Consider the following 19,807-nt stretch of genomic DNA (forward strand, 5'->3'; position numbering starts at 1 on the left):
GATCGGCCGGGAACCGTCGAACGAACGAGGAGCGCCGAAGGCGCCGGGCCAGCTCCGGTCGCCAGGAGCTCGCCAGGAGCGCGCGTCCGTCATTGCGGCACCACGTAGGCCAGGGCCAGCAACACGGCGCCGAGCGCCGCGCAGACCCCCCACGCGCGGGCCGCGCTGCGGGCCAGGAAGGCGAAGCACATCGCCGCGAGCCAGAGCGGCACCACGAGCGAAAAACCGAGGGCGGCCCGCGTGCTCTCGGCGAACGGCGCGAATCGCGCGAGACACACGCTCGCCAGGACCGCGAGCGGGAGGGTCCCGACCAGCGCCGCGAGCACGCGCAGCGCGGCGTCGAGGCGGGCGAGGCGGGCGAGGCGGCGACTAACCATGGCGCGCTCCGAGGAGCGAGAGCGCGGCGATGGCTAGCGGACACAGGAGGGCGAGGCCCCAGACGGCGCGCGGCCAGACCGGCGCGAGCAGGACGAACGCGCTCGCGGAGCAGAGGAGCGCCGCGAAGGGGACGAGGAGCGCCGCCGCGCCCGCCTCGGCTCGGCTCCACAGCCACACCGACAGCGAGAAGAAGGCGACGGCCAGGGCCCGAGCCGAGGCGCGCCATTCGCGCCTCGCGCGCAGCCGCGCCGCGACGCCGAACGGCAGGCGCTCCGGCCGCGCCCCGTGGAGCAGCGCGAAGGCGAGGTACGCCGAGAGGACCGACGCTGTCTCAACCATGGGTCGCCGTCTGCCGCCGGGCCACGAGCCCTGCCCCGCCGTGAGCCAGCGAGGGCGGCGGCGCGCCCCGCGTCGGCAGGAGCCGCGCCTCGGGTCGCGAGATCGCCCGGCGAAGCGCCCACGCCGAGGCGCAGAGCGCCGCGGCCGTCAGCAGGAGCGCGACGTCGACGGCGACGACGGCGCCGAGCTTCGGCCCCGCGCCGAAGAGCCCCGCCCCCGACCAGCGCGCCGCGAGCGCGGGGACCGGCAGCAGCAAGAGCCCCGCGAGCCCGAGCTGCCGCGACCAGAGGCGCCCGCCGTCCCGCGCGGCGAGCGCCCAGGCGACGCAGAGCCCGAGCGCCACGAAGAACGTGAGCTCCTCGGCGACGACACGGCCGCTCCAGTCGAGCGGGAATGCCCGGCTCACGAGGAACAGCGCCGCGATCGCGACGACGGTCCCCGCGCCGAACCCCACGGTGAGCCGCGCGAGGAGGCGGTTGCCGACGCGCTCTTGCCGCGCCTCCCGTCGAGCGAGCCAGATCCAGTTGCCGGTGAGGATCGTGGCGCACGTCGCCAGGGCGAGCGCGAAGAACAGGATGCGAAGCGTGACGCCGCCGAAATTCGCGAAATGGAGCCCATAGATCCAGCGAATCACGCCGCTGCGCCCGCCCTCGGCGCCCGGCGCGTCGAGCGAGAGGACCGCGCCGTCGACCGCCCGCAGGCGCACGATGCTGCGCGAGAACGGCACGCCCTCGATCGATCCACGGATATCGACGGTGCCGCTGTCGAGGCCGTGGTGCCGGACGGAGAACACCTCCGGCACGAGCCCGGGCGCGGCGGCGCGCGCGCGGGCCAGGTGCTCGTCCAGCGTCAGGCCGCGAGCGGGCGTCCCGCGCGCCGGCTCGTCCGCAAAGGACGCTCCCCAGGCCACCTGGTCCGCTCGACCAGCGTCTCCGCCGAGTACGGGATCCGTGAACACCGGCACGAGCAACCCCAGGAACACGAAGAACGCTCCGGTGTAAGCGAAGAGGACCTGGAACGGCAGGCCCATCACGCCGAGCACCTTGTGCATGTCCGACCACAGGACACGGCGCGTCTTGTCCGGCCGGAACTGATGAAACTGCCGGACGATGTCCTTCAGGTGGATGAGCACGCCGGTCGCGAGCGCGAGCAGGAGCGCGACACACAGGAGGCCGGCCACATAGAAGAGCCACACGCCGGTGACCCTGTGCCAGAGGTAGTGCAGCTCGAAGAGGAAGTCGGACAGCCGCTCGCGCTCGGGCACGAGCGGCTCCTCTACCCACCGCGAGACCCGCTCACCCTGAGAGAAGTAGAGGAGCCGCGCGACGCCCAGCCCGCCCTCCGGCGGATAGAGCCAGAGCTGCTCGGGCGTCGTCCCCGCGGCGGCGAGCCCCTGATCGAGCGTGGCCTGGAGCCCCACCTGCTCGATCGAGGAGCGCTGCTGGGTCAACGGCTCCTCCCACACCTCGAGTTGCCTCCGGAAGAGCGCGATCCCCCCCGACAGGAACATCACGTAGAGCAAGAGCCCACCGATCACGCCGACCCACGCGTGTACGTCCCAGAAGGTCGTGAAGGCATGGCGGGAGAGCTTCTTGGCCATCGCGAGTCACCTTGTCCCCTCACGCGGAGCGCCGCGCGCCGCTCGATCTCATCGCACCTTCGCCAGACCGTGCAGGTACCCCGGCGCCGTCAGGCCGAGCTTCGGGCCGCCCTCGGCCGTGAGCTCGATCAGCGTGCTCTCCGTGGAGCCGTTCTTCTCGTCGATCGTGAAGACCCGGCCATCGACCTCGAAGAAGGAGACGTTGGCGGGCGAGGGGGCCAGATCCGGGATCTCCTTGGCCTCGTTCGTCGCTGTATCCCACCGCCACCAGCGCCACGCCGGCTGGCTCGTGATCTGAAAGGTCTTGGTCTCCTCGTCGATCGTGGCGAGACTTTCCTCGAACACCCGGAGGAAGAGGCTGTCCCTGCCCGCGGGGATGGGATCACCCACGATCGCGCCGCCGGCCAGCTCGCCCAGGCTCAGGGCGAAGTCCGGGTCGAAGGCGTCCGCGTCCTTCAGGACGCGCAGCGCGCAGGGCTCGGTCTCCAGCCGCTCGACGTGATAGGACGCCCCCGCGAGCGCCGAGCTCACGAAGTAAGCGTCGCCGGAGGCCGTCTCGACGGACTGCGTGATCCCGGCGCACCGGTCGTCGACGTCGAAGCGCACGAGGGTGTCGGTCTCGGTGTCGATCACGACGAGCCCCGTCTCCGGGACGATGGTGTCGGTCGTCTGCCAGTCGAACCACCCCACCGAGAAGAGCAGCGTCTTGCCGCGCAGGACCGAGCCATATCCGTACACCGCCAGGTGGCCATCGCGGTGGGTGTCCGGCAGCGGGATCGTCCCTTCTACCTCCATCGTCGTGGGGTTCCACACGACGATCTGCTCGCCAGCGCGATCCGGATGGTACGCCTTCGTCGGAGAGATGATGTAATTCGTTTGCCAGAGGTCCTGCACGCCGAAGGGCTGGAGGCTGATCGCGTCTCCCTTGACGAGCGCGTCGCCGTTGCCGAGCGTGTAATGCGAGATCGTCGGCGACTGGCCGTCACCGATGCCGAACCAGCCCTGCCCCTCGAACGCAAACAGCCTCGCCGATCCGGGGATCTCGAGCGCCTGGGTCGGGTCGACCGGCGTGCCTGCCTCGAGCGACGACACCACGTGGAAGTAAGAGTTGGTCGCGGTGTCGTCCCAGACGCGCGTGGCGACCACGAACGCGTCGCCGCCGTTGCCACCACCACCGGTGCCGCCCTGCTCGACGGGGCTCGACGTCTCGTCGTCCGCGCAGCCGCCGCCGAGCGCGCCGGTCAGGAGCACGAGCGCGAAGGCCGTCGCGCTCGTCCGGTTCGATGGCCGCTGCTTCCGCTGAATCACACGCATCTGAGTCTCCTCCTGTCGCGCGAGCGAGAGAGCTCACCTCGACATCGTCGTCATCACATCTCCAGCGTCGCCTTGGAGAACAGCGTCCGCCCGGGTCGCTGGGTACCGTAGAAATCGAAGGCCGGTTCGTTGGTGAGGTTGTGCGCCTCGATGGTGAAGCTCACCGTGCGCGGCGCGTCGCGCGCGACGTAGGTCAGCGCGAGCGAGTGCAGGAGCTGCGAGGGCACCCTGGCCTTGGAGTCGGGCCGCCCCCAGTTCTCGAAGCCTAGGTAGAACCCGTGCACGTAGCGCGTATCCCAGGTGAGCGAGATCGCGTCGCGCGGCGCGGCGACCTCCTGGAGCTGCAAGCGCGCCGAGCCGTTGGCGAAGAGCCACGGCCGGTTCGGCATCCGTTCGCCCTCGGAGCGAGCAAAGTTCCCCTCGTCCGACGTCTTGCGGAAATCGTCGTAGGTGATGTTGCCGTCGAGGGCGACGTGCTCTCCCGGCGATGTCCAGCCCGCGGCGGCCTCGACGCCCAGCGACCGGGCCCCCGAGACGTGGATGTACTGGATCGAGTCCGTGCGGTTGTTCAGCACGATGAGCCGCTCGACCGCGCGGAGAAAGCCGTTCGCGTCGAGCCGCCACGCGCCCCACGCGGTGTCGCGCGCGTCGATCGTGAATCCGAGGTTTCCATTGTGGCTCGTCTCGGGCTTGAGCTCGAGGTTGGGGACGATCATCGCCCCGTCGCCGAACACCTCGACGGGCCGCGGCAGCCGCGTCGCCCACTCGTACGACGCCTTGGCGTAGAGCCACCCGGAGAAGCGATAGCGAAGGCCATCCCCGACGCCGAGGCGATGGGTGTCGCGCTCTTGCCGGTCGAAGCGCCCGTCGAGCCCCGGGAGCCGCCCCTTCATGCGGAGCAGCTGCACGTAGTCCTTCACGAAGGCGCTGTTCTCCAGGCGATCGTCGAACAGGTTGAGCTGGTGCTCGACGCCGTGCACCCAGGTGAACAGGCTGTGTCCGCCCCTGAGCTGCTCGCGGTCGTCGTTGTCCAACCTGCGCTCTTCCGCCGTGCGCGCGATGAACGTCGGAGACACGGAGAGCTGCAGCGCGTGCTCCGGGTGGGGCCGGTAGCGGAGGTTCAGGCGGCCGAGGCCGCTGTGCTCCCGGAACACCCGGTCCCGGGGGCGCGGCCCGTCCTCGCCTGGGACGGTGCGCTTGCTGATGCAGCGGCCGGACCAGGCGTAGACGCACTCGCTGACATCGAGGAAGGTGGCGCGCCCGTACGTGTACCCGAGCAGCGCTTCGAGGGCGACGCCTCGGCCGATCCCGTGCTCGTACTGGAGCGTCGCGCCCGGCACGGTCTCGCCGTTCGTGACCTCGCCATAAGGCGTCTTCATGACGCCGAACTTGTGCTGATGCTCCTTGTCGTAGTCGGTGACGAAGGCGCGCAGGAGCAGCCGCCGCGCCCAGGGCCGATTCACGAAGCCGAGCTCGGCGCTCCCGCCCGCCGCCCTATAGGCGTCGTGGAAGCGGCGAACACGGGTGGGCTCGGAGTCCTCTCGTCCGGTCGTCTCGTTCGCCAGCACGACGTCGACCGGATAGTCGTTCTTCGCATAATCGAAGAAGCCGTTCACGCGGGTGAAGAAGCCGCTCGGCTCGTGCAGGTGCCTCGCCGTGAGGGAGAGCCGGTGGGTGTCGTAAGAGCCGACCTCGTAGGACGCCGCGCCGTGGGTGCCGCGGACGTCCCGATCGGTCACCAGGTTGACGGCTCCACCCAGCGCGTCGGCGCCGAAGCGCACCGGCACCACGCCGCGGTAGATCTCGACGCGCTCGACGAGGTTCACAGGCACGTTCGAGACGCCGAACGGGTAGCCTGCGAGATCGAGCGGCACGCCGTCGATGAAGAAGCGGATCTGTTCGTCCGTGAGGCCGTTCAGCGAGAAACGCGCCCACGACCCGAGCCCCGCGCTCCGCCGCACGCCGACGCCCTGGGTGCGGGCGAGCACCTCGCCCAGATCGGCGGTCCTCCGCTGCGCCTGCTCGGTCTCGATGACCGTGATCGCCTGCGCGGATTGCCGGAGGCGCTCGGCCATCGCGGCGCCGCGCACGGTCACCTCGGCGGGCGCTGCAGTGTTGGCCGGGTCGGGCCCTGTGGCCGGCGGAGGAGCTGCGGTGTTGGCCGGGTCGGGCCCTGTGGCCGGCGGAGGAGCTGCGGTGTTGCTGGCCTGGTCGGGCCCTGTGGCCCGCGGGAGCGTGGTCGCCGCTATGCCCGTGGCCGCGACCGCGCTTCCGCCCGTCGCCGGGGAGGTGGGCTCGGCCGGGGCCTCCTCGGGGAGCCGGAACTCGTAGCTGTAGAGGATCCGTACAGCGATCGGCGTGCCGCCCCGGCGCGCCGGCGTGAAGCGGGATCGGAGCACCGCGGCGCGGGCGGCGTCGTCGAAGCCATCGCCGATTGGACTCGTGACCTCGGCCTCGGTCACGCGCCCCGTCGCGTCGATCAGGAGCTTCAGCACGACCTTGCCCTCCCGTCGTGCCGCCCGGGCCTCCCGGGGGTACTCGGCCTCGACGAGCTCGAGCAGCCGCGGCGGCTCGATCCGGGGGCCTTCAGCGCCGGACGGTGAGCGCTCCGGATCGGGCGAGCCGGTGGCAGGCGCGTCCACGCGCGGCTCTCGGTCCCCCCCCGCGCGCTCGGGCGTGCCTCCGTCCTGAGCGTGCGCCGGTGCCTGCAGGCCGAGCAGCAGGAAGGTCAACACGCCTGCAAGCGGGCCTCGAAGCGCGAGAGCACCTCGCGCCACCGCGTCCACCTTGAACCTGGCCCGCGGCTCGGGGCGCGGCGGTTGGGGAACCGAACTGACCAACATGTCCGAACGTTTCGGTACCCAAGATGAAAACAGAATTCAATTTCATTCGTTGACGGGATCGTGTCGTCCAGAATCCAAAATTCCACCTATGATGGATTCTCCGTGCGCCTCCGGGCCGTGACCTGCTCCCTCCGAGGTGGACCCGGAGCACCCCGCTGGACCGGACCGCTCCCCGTTCGGCCACCCCCCGCCAGCCTTCCTCGGCGCACCCGGAGCCGGACCCCGTCCGCCGCTCCGCTCGCCCTCGTTGCGCATCCTCGCAGGCCGTTGTCGGTTTTTGCCTTGACACCGGTCGGATCGGTATTCCATACAACCGCCTCCGAGAACTTGATCATCATTTTCATTTTCATCAGCACGTCGACAGGCGCGTGTCGCGGTCGCTGAGGGAGCCGTCAGGCATTTCGAGCTCGCGACGCTCTGCGTCAGCAGGCTCGAAGCCCAGGGCCTGGTGAACGCGACTGCTTTTCACCGGGCTTTCTTTTTCGGTCTGGAGCTGAGGTGGCGATGGAGTCGAACCGATCCCCTGGGCGTGCGATCAGCGATCGCGGCGGTGGCGCAAACGAGCCTGCGACGCTTGTCGCGCTCCTCGAGCGCCGCGCGGAGCAGCGCCCGTCAGGGCACGCGACCACCTTCCTTGTCGACGGGGAGGCGGACGCCCGCGCGATGACGTACGGCGATCTCGATCGGCGGGCGCGCGCGCTCGCCGCGGAGCTCCAGGCCGGCGCGCGGGCGGGTGACCGCGCGCTCCTGCTGGTGCCGCCGGGGCTCGACTTCATCGCCGCCTTCTTCGGCTGCCTCTACGCGGGGCTCGTCGCGGTGCCGGTCCCGCTGCCGCAGCGCAAGAGCGGGCTGATGCGCGTGCTGGCCATCGTGCGCGACTGCCGGCCGAGCGTCGTGCTCACCACCGAGGCGTTCCTTGGCGCGGTGACGATGCTCCGCGACGACCCGAGCTTCGCCGAGCTGAGCCACCTGCGCTGCATGGCCGTCGACACGATCCGGGACGGCCAGGAAGACGCGTGGCGAGCGCCGCGCGTGACGGCCGAGACCGTGGCGTTCCTCCAGTACACATCGGGCTCGACCGGCACGCCCAAGGGCGTGGTGCTCACGCACGGCAACCTGCTGCGCAACGAGCTGATGATCCAGCGCGCGTTCGCGCACACCGAGGAGAGCGTGATCGTCGGGTGGCTGCCGCCGCACCACGACATGGGGCTCATCGGCAACATCCTGCAGCCGCTCTACGTGGGCGTGCCGTGCATCCAGCTCGCGCCCGAGCACTTCCTGATGAGGCCGCGGCGATGGCTGGAGGCGATCTCCCGCTACCGGGCCACGACGAGCGGCGGGCCGAACTTCGCCTACGAGCTGTGCATCCGCAAGATCCCCCCGGAGCAGCGGGAAGGGCTCGATCTCGGCTCATGGAAGGTGGCCTTCAACGGGGCCGAGCCGATCCGGGCAGCGACGCTCGACCGCTTCGCCGAGGCGTTCGCGCCTGCAGGGTTCCGGCGCGGCGCGTTCTATCCCTGCTACGGGCTGGCCGAGGCGACGCTGCTCGTGACCGGCGGAGCGGCCGATGCGCCGCCCGTCGTGCGCTCCGTCGACCGCGCGGGTCTGGCGCAGGGATACGCGGCGTTCGAGCCGCGCAGGCCAGAGGACGGCGTCTCCCTCGTGGGCTGCGGGGGATCACCCGCGGGCGACGAGGTGCGGATCGTCGATCCAGAGACGCTCAGGCCCTGCAAGGACGAGCGCGTCGGGGAGATCTGGGTCGCCGGTGCGAGCGTGGCCCAGGGCTACTGGGAGCGGCCGGAGGAGACGGCGCTGACGTTCGAGGCCCGGCTCTCGACGGGAGGAGGGCCGTTCCTGCGGACCGGCGATCTCGGGTTCTTCTCGCGCGGCGAGCTGTACGTGACGGGCCGGCTCAAGGACCTGATCATCGTCCGCGGGCGGAACCTCTACCCGCAGGACATCGAGCTCACCGCGGAGGAGAGCCACCCGGGCCTCCGCGCCGGCGGGGGCGCGGCGTTCTCGGTGGACGTCGACGGCGAGGAGCGCATCGTCATCGTCCAGGAGCTCGGGCGGCGCGCGCCCGCGTCGGGGCCGGCGGAGCCGGCGGAGCTCGGGGCGGCGATCGAGCGCGCCGTGGCCGATCGGCACGAGGTCGCGGTCCACGCGGTGGTGCTCATCAAGCCGGGGAGCCTGCCGCGGACCACGAGCGGCAAGGTGCAGCGGAGGGCGTGCCGCGGCCGGTTCCTGGAGGGATCGCTGGACGCGGTGTGGCAGTCGGCGGTCGGGGCGCACGCGGGCGCCGAGGCCGAGAGCGCGGAGCCGCCGCAAACGGCGCTGGAGACGACGCTGGCAGGCATCTGGGCCGAGGTGCTGGGGCGCGCGCGGGTCGGCCGGAGTGAGGAGTTCCTGAGCCTGGGCGGCGATTCGCTGCGGGCCATGCAGGTGAGCGGCCGGGTGAGCGAGGCGCTCGGCATCGACGTGGGGCCGGCGCAACTCTTCGAGTCGGCGACGGTCGCGGCGCTCGCGGCGTGGATCGAGGCGAAGCAGGCCGGCGCGCCCGCGGGCGGCGCGGCGGGCGGGAGCGCGCCGGTAGCGCCGATGGAGCGGCCGGAGCGGCTGCCGCTGTCCCTCGTGCAGGAGCGCCTCTGGTTCCTGGAGCAGCTGGTCGCGGGGGCGCCGGTCTATCACATCGCGGCGGCCGTGCGGCTCGCCGGGGCCCTCGACGCGGGGGCGCTCGAGAAGGCGGTGACGGCGCTCGCGGCGCGCCACGAGGCCCTCCGCACGAGCTTTCCCTCCGTCGAAGGGAGGCCCGTCCAGAGGATCGCGCCGCCCGCGCCGGTCGCGCTGCCGCGGGAGGACATGAGCGCTCTTGCAGACGAAGCGCGGGAGTCCGCGCTGCAAAGGCGCCTGCGCGAGGAGGCGCGGCGCGCGTTCGACCTCGCCGAGGCGCCGCCCGTGCGCTGGACGCTCGTCCGCACGGGCGACCAAGAGCACGTGCTCTCGGTCACTTGCCATCACCTCATCGCGGACGGCTGGTCGATGAACGTGCTCCTGCGGGAGCTCTCCCTGCTCTATGGCGCCTTCGCCGCAGGGCGGTCCCCGGCGCTCGCGCCGCTCGCGCTGCAGCAGGCGGATCACGCGCTGTGGCAGCGCCAGAACGAACGGGCGGCGGCGCGCGAACGGGAGCTCTCGTACTGGCGCGACCGGCTGAAGGGGCCTGTGCCTCCCCTCGAGCTCCCCACCGATCGACCGAGGCCTCCAGTCCAGACCTACGCTGGGGCGCGCGAGGAGCTCGCGCTGTCACCGGAGCTCGTGGCGCGGCTGAGCGCGCTCGGGCGGCGGACGGGCGCGACGCTGTTCACGATCGTGGCGGCGGGGCTCTTCTCGCTGCTGCACAGGTACACGGGCCAGAGCGACGTGTGCATCGGGACGCCGGTCACGGCGCGGCCGCGGGCGGCGCTGGAGGGCGTCGTCGGGTGCCTGCTCAACACGCTGGCGCTGCGGGTCGACCTCTCGGGGAACCCCGGCGTCACCGAGCTCCTCGCGCGCGTCCGCGCGGCGGTCCTCGAGGGGCAGGCGCACCAGGAGGCGCCGTTCGAGCGCGTCCTCGAGGCGCTCTCGCTCGAGCGGAACCTCAGCCACACGCCGCTGTTCAACGTGATGATCGCCATGGATCCCGCGCCCGAGCAGGCGCCGGAGATCCCGGGCCTGTCGATCGGCGTGCAGCGGGTGGACACAGGCACGGCCCAGTTCGATCTGACGCTCAGCCTCACCCTGGACGCGCAGGGGGGTGCGCGAGGAGCGTGGGAGTACAACAGCGATCTCTTCGATCGCGCCACGGCCGCGCGGATGGCGCGGCACCTGCTCGCGATCCTCGACGGGCTCGCCGCCGGGCCCGAGGTCCGCCTGGCCGATCTGCCGGTGATGGACGCGGCCGAGCGGGAGCAGCTCGTGATCGGGTGGAACGCCACGGACGCCGAGGCGCCGCTGGATCGCTGCGCCCATGAGCTGATCGAGGCGCAGGTCGAGAGGACGCCGGAGGCGGCGGCGGTGGTGTCCGGCGCAGAAACGCTGACCTACCGAGAGCTGAACCGGCGAGCGAACCAGCTCGCGCATCACCTCCGGTCGCTCGGCGTGGGGCCCGAGGTGCCGGTGGGGCTCTGCGTGGAGCGGTCGATCGACATGGTGGTGGGCATGCTGGGCGTGCTCAAGGCGGGAGGCGCGTACGTGCCGCTCGACCCGAGTTACCCCGACGATCGACTCCAGTTCATTGTGGAGGACACCGGCGCGCCGGTGCTGCTCACGCAACAGCACCTCGCGGCGAGGCTGGAAGGGCGAGGGGCCAGGACGCTGTGCCTGGACACGCAGCGAGAGACCATCGAGCGAGCGCCGGGCGGCAATCCGGAGCGCCGGGGAACGCCGGAGTGCCTGGCGTACGTGATCTACACATCGGGTTCGACGGGCAAACCGAAGGGGGTGATGATCCCGCACCGGGGCCTTGTCAATTACCTGAGCTGGTGCGTGGAGGCGTACCGGGTGTCGGAGGGGCAAGGCGCGCTCGTGCACTCGTCGATCGGGTTCGATCTGACGATCACGGGGCTGTACGCGCCGCTGCTCGCGGGCGGCCGGGTGATCCTGGCAGGCGAGGTGGAAGGCGAGGGCCTGGCCCGGGCGCTGTGCGAGCAACAGGGCCTGAGCCTGGTGAAGCTGACGCCCGCGCACCTGGCGGTGCTCAACCACCTCGTCAGGCCGGAAGAGGCGGCGCAGCGCACACGGGCGTTCGTGATCGGAGGAGAGGCGCTGAGCGGGTCGACGCTGCAGTTCTGGCAGCAGAACGCGCCCGAGACGCGGCTGATCAACGAGTACGGGCCGACCGAGACGGTGGTCGGCTGCTGCATCCATGAGGCGGGTCGCGGCGAGGGAGACGCGGCCTCGGTGCCGATCGGCCGGCCCATCGCCAACACGCAGCTTTACGTGCTCGACCGGAAGCTCGAGCCCGTGCCCGTGGGCGTCTCCGGCGAGCTGTACATCGGAGGAGCAGGGGTGGCGCGCGGGTACCTGAACCGCCCTGCGCTGACGGCGGAGCGGTTCGTGCCAGACCCGTTCCGCGCGGAGGCGGGAGCGCGGCTGTACCGCACAGGCGACGCGTGCCGGTGGCGAGGGGACGGGACGCTGGAGTACCTGGGCCGGCTCGACCACCAGGTGAAGATCCGCGGATACCGGATCGAGCTCGGCGAGATCGAGAGCGTGCTGATGCAGCACGAGGGCGTGCGCGAGGCCGTGGTGGTGGCGCGGGAGGACTCGCCGGGCAACAGGCGACTCGTCGGCTACGTGACGGGGCGAGACGGGACGGCGCCGGAGCCGGAGGCGCTGCGGGCGTGGGCCGCAAAGGCGCTCCCGGGCTACATGGTGCCGGCGCCGATCCTCGTGCTGGAGCGATTGCCGCTCTCGCAGAACGGCAAGGTGGACCGGCGCGCGCTGCCGCCGCCGGAGGCGCTCGTCGCGACCGCCAGGGACACGACGCCGCCGCGCACCGAGCTGGAGCGCACGCTCGCGGCGATCTGGCGAGAGGTGCTGTCGGTCCCGCAGGTCGGCATTCACGACAACTTCTTCGATCTTGGCGGACACTCGCTCTTGCTGGCCAAGGTCCACAGCCGGCTGCGCGACACGGTGGACCGTGATCTGCGGCTGCTGGTCCTGTTCCAGCACCCGACGATCGCCTCGCTCGCGGCGGCGTTGAGCCGGGATCCCGGCGCCGAGGCGGCGCCGCAGGGCGGAGCGCCGGACGGCGAGCGGGCGAGGGCCGCGCAGCAGCGGCGCGGGGAGATCTTCGCGCGGCGGCGCGGCGGACTGGAGACCAAGAAATGACAGCACCGATCAGCGGCGAGCCCCGCCCGGGTCTGGACATCGCGATCATCGGCATGGCCGGGCGCTTCCCGGGCGCGCCGGACGTGGCGGCGTTCTGGCGAAACCTCTGCGCGGGGGTCGAGTCCGTCTCGATCCTCACCGACGAGGAGCTCCTCGGCGCGGGCGTGGATCCCGCGCTGATCGCGCGGCCCGAGTACGTGCGGGCGCGCGCGGTGCTCGACGACATCGAGCTGTTCGACGCGGAGCTCTTCGGGTTCACGCCGCGCGAGGCCGCGGCGCTGGATCCGCAGCACCGGCTGTTCTTGGAGTGCGCGTGGGAGGCGTTCGAGAGCGCCGGGATCGACCCCGAGCGCGCGGGCGGCCCGGTCGGCGTCTACGCCGGATCGAGCCTGAGCGGGTACCTGCCCCACCTCTTCCCCGACGGGCCGCGCCTGCAATCGGCGGCCGACATCGCGGCGCTCCTCGCGCTCGACAAGGACTTCCTCACGACCCGCGTGTCGTACAAGCTGAACCTGGAAGGGCCGAGCATCGCCGTGCAGACGGCCTGCTCCACGTCGCTCGTCGCCGTGCACCTGGCCTGCCAGGGGCTGCTCACCGGCGACTGCGATCTGGCGCTGGCGGGCGGCGCCTCCGTCAGCGTCCCGCAGAAGAGCGGGTACCTCTACCAGGAAGGCGCGATCGCGTCGCCCGACGGGCACTGCCGCGCGTTCGACGCCGGCGCCCGCGGCACCGTCGGCGGCAGCGGCGTCGGCGTGGTCCTCCTGAAGCGGCTCGACGACGCCATCGCGGATCGGGACGCGATCGTCGCGGTCATCAAGGGATCGGCCGTCAACAACGACGGCCGGGCCAAGGTCGGGTACACCGCGCCGCGCATCGACGGGCAGGCGCGCGCGATCCGCGCGGCGCACGCGGCCGCGGGCGTGGACGCGGGCTCCATCACGTACGTAGAGGCGCACGGCACCGGGACGCCGCTCGGCGATCCGATCGAGATCGCGGCGCTGACCCAGGTCTTCCGCGCGACGACCGATCGGAAGGGCTTCTGCGCGATCGGCTCGGTGAAGACCAACGTCGGGCACCTGGACGCGGCAGCGGGGGTCACCGGGCTGATCAAGGCGGCGCTCGCCGTGGCCCGCGGGCGCATCCCGCCGAGCCTGCACTTCCGCGCGCCGAACCCCGCGCTCGACCTGGAGAACAGCCCCTTCCGCGTGGCCGCCGAGCTCACGGCCTGGTCGACCCCAGGCGCCCCGCGCCGCGCCGGCGTGAGCTCCTTCGGCATCGGCGGCACGAACGCGCACGTCGTCCTCGAAGAGGCGCCGCCCCCGCCGGAGGCGGACGCGCCCCGGGCGTGCGAGCTGCTCGTGCTGTCGGCCCGGTCGAGCGCGTCGCTCGAGCGCCTGACCGACGCGCTCGCGGAGCACCTGGAGACCCACGCCGATCTCGAGCTCGGCGACGTGGCGTTCACGCAGCAGCTCGGGCGCCGGGCGTTCGGCCACCGCCGCGCGGTGGTGTGCCGCTCGCGCGAGGAGGCAGCGCGCGCGCTGCGCGATCGCAGCGACGCGGTGCGCGCGGGCGGGCCGGCGGCCGGACCGCGGGCGATCGCGTTCCTGTTCCCCGGGCAGGGCACCCAGCGCCCCGACATGGGCCGCGATCTCTACGAGACGGAGCCCGTGTTCCGGGCCGAGGTCGACGCCTGCGCTTCGCTGCTGCAGCGCCACCTGGGCACGGACCTCCGGACGCTGCTGTTCCCGGCGCCCGCGGACGTCGAGGAGGCCGCGCGGCGCCTCGATCGGACGTCGATGACGCAGCCGGCGCTGTTCGTCGTGGAGTACGCGCTCGCCCGGCTGTGGATGGCGTGGGGCGTGACGCCCGACGCGATGCTCGGGCACAGCGTGGGCGAGTACGTGGCCGCCTGCATCGCGGGGTGCCTGTCGCTCGAGGACGCCGTGGCGCTGGTGGCGGCGCGGGGGCGGCTGATGGAGGCGACGCCGGACGGCGCGATGCTCGCTGTGTCCGCGGCCGAGGCGGAGGTCGCGGGATGGCTCGGCGACGAGGTGGCGCTGGCCGCCGTCAACGGGCCGCGGCAGTGCGTGCTGTCCGGAAGGGCGGCGGCGATCCAGCGGGTCGAGCAGGAGCTCGCGGGCCTGAGGATCGAGGCGCGCCGGCTGCGCACGGGGCGGGCCTTCCACTCGCACCTGATGGACGGCGCCCTCGCGGCGTTCCGCGAGGCAGTGGGCAGGGTCACGCTGCGGACGCCGCGCATCCCGTGGATCTCGAACGTCACCGGGACGTGGATCACGGCGGCCGACGCGCAGGACCGCGAGTACTGGGTCCGGCACCTCCGCAGCACGGTCCGCTTCGCCGATGGCGTGCGGACGCTGCGGGAGAAGTCGGAGCGGATCTTTCTGGAGGTGGGGCCGGGGCAGACGCTCACAGCGCTGAGCCGGCAGCTCGCGGGGGAGTCGCTGTCGCTCGCGTCGATGCCCATGGGGCGCGAGCCTGCACACCAGGGCGCGGCGGGGGCGGCGCTGCTCGACGCGGTGGGGCAGGTCTGGGCGGCCGGCGCTGCGGTGGACTGGGCAGGCCTGCAGGCGGGGCGGCACCGGCGGCGCGTCGCGCTGCCGGCGACGCCGTTCGAGCGAAAGCGGTACTGGCTGGAGCGCCCCGGAGCCAGGGGGGCGACCTCAACCTCGGTCGGGACCTCAACCTCGGTCGGGTCCACCTCAACCTCGGTCGGGACCTCAACCTCGGTCGGGACCTCAACCTCGGTCGGTTCGACCTCAACCTCGGTCGGGACCTCAACCTCGGTCGGGAGCTCAACCTCGGCCGGCTCGACCTCAACCTCGGTCGGGACCTCCGCGGCCGAGGAGGTGGCCGCCGGCGCTGCCGAGCGCCTGTCGCCCGACGCGGTGACGGCGCAGGTGACGGCCATCTGGGCGCGGGCGTTCGGCATCGAGCGCGTCGACCCCGGGAAGAGCTTCTACGACCTCGGCGGCGAGTCGCTCCTCGCCCTGCAGATCCTCAACCGCGTCCGCGAGACGTTCCAGGTGGAGGTGTCGCTCCGCGAGTTCCTCGAGCGGCCCACCGTGGCCGCGCTCGTGGAGCGCGTCCAGCAGGCCCGAGGGCAAGCGCCCGCGAGCCCCGAGCCGGCCCTGGTCGCGCTGCCCCGGACCGCGCGGCGGCTCCCCGGCGCCGGAGGCCCGAAGGCGCCGGCGCTCCCGGACGGCGAGCCGGGCGGCTCGAAGGCGAAGGGACGAAAGTGAGCGTGCTCGGCTTCCTCCTGCGCCGGTCCCGCCGGTCCCTCCTGCTCGCCGTCGCCGCCGGCGTGATCAGCGGCCTCGCGGCCGCGGGCGTCATCGCGCTCGTCCACGAGGCGCTCTCCGCGGACGACCGCCCCGCGGCGCAGCTCGCGTGGGCCTTCGCGGGGCTCGCCGTCGCCGGCGTGCTGAGCAGGGCCGTCTCTCAGGTGCTCCTGACCCGGCTGGGACAGGCCTTGATCGCCGAGCTCCGCGTGCAGCTCAGCCAGCGCATCCTCGAAGCGCCGCTGCGCCACATCGAGCAGGTCGGCCCCCACAGGCTGCTCGCGACGCTCAACGACGATCCGGCCGTGATCTCGCAGGCGTACATCCACCTGCCCCTCCTGTGCGTCAACCTGGCCACCGTCCTCGGTTGCCTGGCCTATATCGGGCGGATCGCGTGGTCAGCGCTGGCGATCGTGCTGGGCGCGATGGCGCTCGGCGCCCTGCTCTTCCGGACGCACCAGCGGCGCGCGATGCGCGCGTTCACGCTCGCCCGCGAGACGAGCGACGCCCTGTTCCAGCACTTCCGCGGGCTGACGGGCGGGATCAAGGAGCTCAAGATGCACCGCGGGCGCGGGAAGGCGTTCCTGTCCGATGTCCTCGGCGGCAGCGTCACGACGTACGAGCGGGCGTTCGTGGCGGGCACGACCGAATACGCCGTCGCGATGGGCTGGGGCACGCTGCTCTTCTACGCCGTCCTCGGGATCGCCCTGTTCGCCCTCCCCGTCTGGGCAGGCCTGACGACGCCGGCGCGCTCCGGCGTGGTGCTGGCGATGCTCTTCCTGATGACGCCGTTCGCGCAGATCGTCGAGCTGCTGCCGTCCGTCGGGCGCGCCAGCATCGCGCTCGACAAGGCGAGCCAGCTCGGCCTCGCGCTGACGCCCGAGGCCGCGGCGCCGCCGCGCGGAGGCGGCGCGGAGGGCGCGCGCGCGACGTGGGAGCGCATCGAGCTCGCCGGCGTCACGCACCGCTATTACCGGGAGAAGGAAGAAGGCAGCTTCCAGCTCGGGCCCATCGATCTGGCGTTCCGGCCCGGCGAGATCGTGTACCTCGTCGGCGGCAACGGCAGCGGCAAGACGACGCTGTCCCTCCTGCTGCTCGGGCTCTACGCGCCGGAGTCCGGCGAGATCCGGCTCGACGGCGCGGCCGTCGACGACGCGAGCCGCGATCGGTATCGGCAGCTCTTCTCGGTCGTCTTCGCGGACTTCCACCTCTTCGAGCACCTGCTCGGCCTGAACGGCCCCGACCTCGACGAGCGCGCCCGGCGCTACCTCGAGCGGCTGCAGCTCGATCACCGGGTGCGCGTCGAGCAGGGCGCCCTCCGCGTGACCGGGCTGTCGCAGGGGCAGCGCAAGCGCCTCGCCCTCATCACCGCCTACCTCGAGGACCGGCCGTTCTACGTGTTCGACGAGTGGGCGTCCGACCAGGATCCCCAGTTCCGGAAGTTCTTCTACACGGAGCTGCTCCCCGAGCTCCGGGCGAGGGGCAAGACCGCCCTCGTCATCACGCACGACGACCAGTACTTCGCGCTCGCGGATCGCTGCCTGCGGCTCGACTTCGGCCGCCTGTCGGAGCTGCCCGCGACCGCCGCCGAGCCGCGATCGGCGCCGAGAGAGCACGCCGCGAGCCCCCGCGCCGACGAGGGCGGTCGGGTCCGCTCGGCGCAGATCCACCGCCTCCCCGTCGAGCGGCAGGCCGCGCTGGAGCCCAGCGCCAACGGCCATGAGGCCATCAGAGCAACGGAGCATGAAGCATGAAGCGTGACATTCGATCACTCCTCGCCTCGGCGCTCGTCTCGCTGGCGGCCGCCGGCTGCGCGGAGAGAGCCCCGGGCGTGACCCGAGCCCCGGCGCAGCGCGCCGGCAACGCGACGACGCTGTCCGGCCTGGAGGACACCGTCACCGTCACGTCCGATCGGCTGGGGATCCCCACGATCCGCGCCTCCTCCCGGCAGGACGCGCTCCGCGCCCTCGGCCTGATCACGGCGCGCGACAGGATGTTCCAGATGGACCTGCTCCGCCGGAGCAGCGGCGGGCGGCTCGCGGAGATCCTCGGGCGCGGCCTGCTGGAGGCCGATACCCGGCAGCGCCAGTTCGGCGTGCCGCAGGCCGCGGCGGCGATCCTCGCGCGCCTGCCGGAGAGCCAGCGCGCCGCGCTCGACGCGTACGCCGAGGGCGTCAACGCGTACCTCCGGAGCGCAGAGGCGCTGCCCGTCGAGTTCCAGAAGCTGGGCTATCGGCCCGAGCCGTGGCGCCCCGAGGACAGCGTCCTCGTCGTGCTGGGGATGTTCAACGCCCTCAGCGAGAGCGAGGACATCGAGCGGACGCAAACGGTCCTGACACAGAGCCTCCCGAAGGGCGTGATGCCCTTCCTGCTCGAGAGCGTCGACCCGTACACGAGGTCGCTGCTCGGCGCGCAGGCCGCCGCGCCTCCGCCGCTGCCGGCCGAGGCGCTGCGAGCGCTGGTGGCGCAGGGCCGGAATCAGCGCCCGCCGAGCCGACGCGTGCTCAGCGAGGACGCCGGCGAGGCGCCGATCGGGTCGAACGGCTGGGCGGTGGCCGGCAAGAGGACGCGGGACGGCCGCGCCATCCTCGCGAACGACATGCACCTCCAGCTCGGCGTGCCCAACATCTGGTATCGCGCCGAGCTCCGCTACGGCGAGCGCGAGGTCGCGGGCGTGGTGCTGCCCGGCGTGCCCGTGGTCATCGTGGGGACGAACCGCCATGTCGCCTGGGGGCTGACAAGCCTCCTCGGCGACGTGATGGACCTCGTGCGGATCGAGACCCTCCCCGAGCGCCCGGGCGAGTACCGGACGCCCTCCGGGTGGAGGCGGTTCGACGTCGCGCAGGAGACGATCAAGGTCCGCGGCGAGCCCGACGCGAGCGTCACCGTCCGCAGCACGATCTGGGGGCCCGTCGCGGCGCGGCCGCTCCTCGGAGCGCCTGTCGCGATCCGCTGGACGGCGCTCGATCCGGAGGGGGTCGACATCGGGCTCCTCGAGATGGATCGGGTCCGGAGCGTCGACGATGCCGTCGCCGTGATGAGCGCCGCCGGCGGGCCCGGGTGCAACGTCCTCCTGGCCGATCGAGCCGGCCGCGTGGCGTGGACGGTGACAGGGCGCATGCCCCGGCGCCGCGGGTTCGACGGCTCGGTCAGCGTCTCCTGGGCCGACGGGCGCGCCGGCTGGGACGGCTACCTGGCCCCCGCGACGTTGCCGCGCGTCGTCGATCCGCCGTCGGGGTTCATCGTCAACGCCAACCACCGCATGCCGCTCGGCGAGGGCGCGCCGGTGCTCGGCCACGACTACGTGAACGGCTACCGCGCCTACCGCATCACCGAGCGCCTGCGCGAGGCGCGCCAGGTCGCCGAGGCGGACCTGTTCCAGCTGCAGCTCGATACGCGGGCCGAGTTCTTCGCCTTCTACCGCGACCTCGCGCTGCGCGCGCTCACCGGAGAGGCCCTGTCGAAGCGGCCGGCGCTCGCCGAGGCGCGGCGCGCGGTGGCCGCGTGGGACGGCCGGGCGGACGTGTCCAGCGTCGGGCTGCCGCTCCTTGTGCGGTTCCGGCGCGTCCTGGCCGACGACGTGTTCGCCGCGTGGCTCGGCCCGAACCGCGCCGCGGAGCCGGACCTCGAGCTCGCGCTGCCCGACATCGACACGCCCCTCCAGCGCGTCCTCGACACGCACGCGCGCTCGGCCGATCTGGCGCCGGCGCCGGCGGGCGGATGGGACGCGTTCGTCCTCGCGGCGCTGGAGAAGGCCGTGACCGCCGTGAAGCAGGAGAACGGCGGGCGGCCCCTCGACCAGCTCGAGTGGGGCGCGGTGAGCCGGGTGCGGATCGCGCACCCGCTCGGCGCGAGCCCGGAGCTCGCCGCGCTCCTCAACATGCCCGACGAGCCGCTCGCGGGGTGCGGCTTCTGCGTGCGCCTGGCGGTCCACGCAGTCGCCGCGAGCGAGCGGCTCGTCGTCTCGCCGGGCCACGAGCAGGACGGCATCCTGCACATGCCGGCCGGCCAGTCAGGCGACCCGCGGTCGCCCCACTACCGCGATCAGCAGCGCGCCTGGGTCGACGGGCGCCCGCTGCCGCTCCTGGCGGGGCCGGCCGAACACACGATCACGCTCGTTCCCGAGCGCCGCTGACGTCATCAACGCATCTCGAAACGGAGGAGTC

The 19,807-nt window shown here is 72.6% G+C and carries 9 protein-coding genes; 4 read left to right on the forward strand and 5 right to left on the reverse strand.

Annotation, left to right across the window (positions count from 1 at the left end; genetic code table 11):
* Positions 1 to 89: 89 nt before the first annotated feature.
* Genes POL72_RS38615 through mxcH form a run of 5 tightly spaced genes read right to left on the reverse strand, consistent with a single transcriptional unit; the run spans position 90 to position 6,366 of the window.
* The gene (locus POL72_RS38615) at positions 90 to 377 is read right to left on the reverse strand and encodes a hypothetical protein (RefSeq protein ID WP_272101863.1); all 288 of its coding nucleotides are present in this window, start codon (positions 375 to 377) and stop codon (positions 90 to 92) included.
* On the reverse strand, positions 370 to 717 hold the full coding sequence (locus tag POL72_RS38620) for a hypothetical protein (protein ID WP_272101864.1): 348 nt from the start codon (positions 715 to 717) through the stop codon (positions 370 to 372). The genes POL72_RS38615 and POL72_RS38620 overlap by 8 nt, the downstream gene beginning before the upstream one ends.
* Positions 710 to 2,317 carry a PepSY-associated TM helix domain-containing protein gene (locus POL72_RS38625; protein ID WP_272101865.1) on the reverse strand — a complete coding sequence of 536 codons (1,608 nt, stop codon included), beginning with the start codon at positions 2,315 to 2,317 and terminating at the stop codon, positions 710 to 712. The genes POL72_RS38620 and POL72_RS38625 overlap by 8 nt, the downstream gene beginning before the upstream one ends.
* 48 nt (positions 2,318 to 2,365) lie before the next feature.
* Positions 2,366 to 3,631 (reverse strand): DUF4374 domain-containing protein, encoded by a 1,266-nt coding sequence (locus POL72_RS38630; protein WP_272101866.1) that lies wholly within the window; start codon positions 3,629 to 3,631, stop codon positions 2,366 to 2,368.
* 53 nt (positions 3,632 to 3,684) lie between these two features.
* Positions 3,685 to 6,366 carry a TonB-dependent siderophore myxochelin receptor MxcH gene (gene mxcH / locus POL72_RS38635; protein WP_272101867.1) on the reverse strand — a complete coding sequence of 894 codons (2,682 nt, stop codon included), beginning with the start codon at positions 6,364 to 6,366 and terminating at the stop codon, positions 3,685 to 3,687.
* Between the two features lie 612 nt (positions 6,367 to 6,978).
* On the opposite strand from mxcH, the gene POL72_RS38640 reads away from it, so the two are divergent.
* The 4 genes from POL72_RS38640 to POL72_RS38655 are packed head-to-tail and all read left to right on the forward strand — an operon-like array spanning position 6,979 to position 19,776.
* A complete protein-coding gene (locus tag POL72_RS38640) occupies positions 6,979 to 12,342 on the forward strand; it encodes a non-ribosomal peptide synthetase (protein WP_272101868.1) in 5,364 nt (1,787 codons plus the stop codon).
* Positions 12,339 to 15,602: a type I polyketide synthase gene (locus POL72_RS38645; protein WP_272101869.1), complete on the forward strand. Its 3,264-nt coding sequence runs from the start codon at positions 12,339 to 12,341 to the stop codon at positions 15,600 to 15,602. The genes POL72_RS38640 and POL72_RS38645 overlap by 4 nt, the downstream gene beginning before the upstream one ends.
* On the forward strand, positions 15,599 to 17,395 hold the full coding sequence (locus POL72_RS38650; protein WP_272101870.1) for a cyclic peptide export ABC transporter: 1,797 nt from the start codon (positions 15,599 to 15,601) through the stop codon (positions 17,393 to 17,395). Before POL72_RS38645 ends, POL72_RS38650 begins: the two co-directional genes overlap by 4 nt.
* Positions 17,392 to 19,776, forward strand: coding sequence for a penicillin acylase family protein (locus tag POL72_RS38655; RefSeq protein ID WP_272101871.1), 2,385 nt, complete (start codon positions 17,392 to 17,394; stop codon positions 19,774 to 19,776). The genes POL72_RS38650 and POL72_RS38655 overlap by 4 nt, the downstream gene beginning before the upstream one ends.
* Positions 19,777 to 19,807 lie beyond the last annotated feature (31 nt).

The sequence above is a fragment of the Sorangium aterium genome (assembly GCF_028368935.1).
Lineage (GTDB): Bacteria > Myxococcota_A > Polyangia > Polyangiales > Polyangiaceae > Sorangium > Sorangium atrum.

Bases quoted from the DNA above. Each gene is read 5' to 3' on its own strand.
- POL72_RS38640 (WP_272101868.1), top strand. From the start codon at position 6,979: ATGGAGTCGAACCGATCCCCTGGGCGTGCGATCAGCGATCGCGGCGGT.
- POL72_RS38630 (WP_272101866.1), bottom strand. From the start codon at position 3,631: ATGCGTGTGATTCAGCGGAAGCAGCGGCCATCGAACCGGACGAGCGCG.
- POL72_RS38625 (WP_272101865.1), bottom strand. From the start codon at position 2,317: ATGGCCAAGAAGCTCTCCCGCCATGCCTTCACGACCTTCTGGGACGTA.
- POL72_RS38655 (WP_272101871.1), top strand. From the start codon at position 17,392: ATGAAGCGTGACATTCGATCACTCCTCGCCTCGGCGCTCGTCTCGCTG.
- POL72_RS38615 (WP_272101863.1), bottom strand. From the start codon at position 377: ATGGTTAGTCGCCGCCTCGCCCGCCTCGCCCGCCTCGACGCCGCGCTG.
- POL72_RS38645 (WP_272101869.1), top strand. From the start codon at position 12,339: ATGACAGCACCGATCAGCGGCGAGCCCCGCCCGGGTCTGGACATCGCG.
- POL72_RS38620 (WP_272101864.1), bottom strand. From the start codon at position 717: ATGGTTGAGACAGCGTCGGTCCTCTCGGCGTACCTCGCCTTCGCGCTG.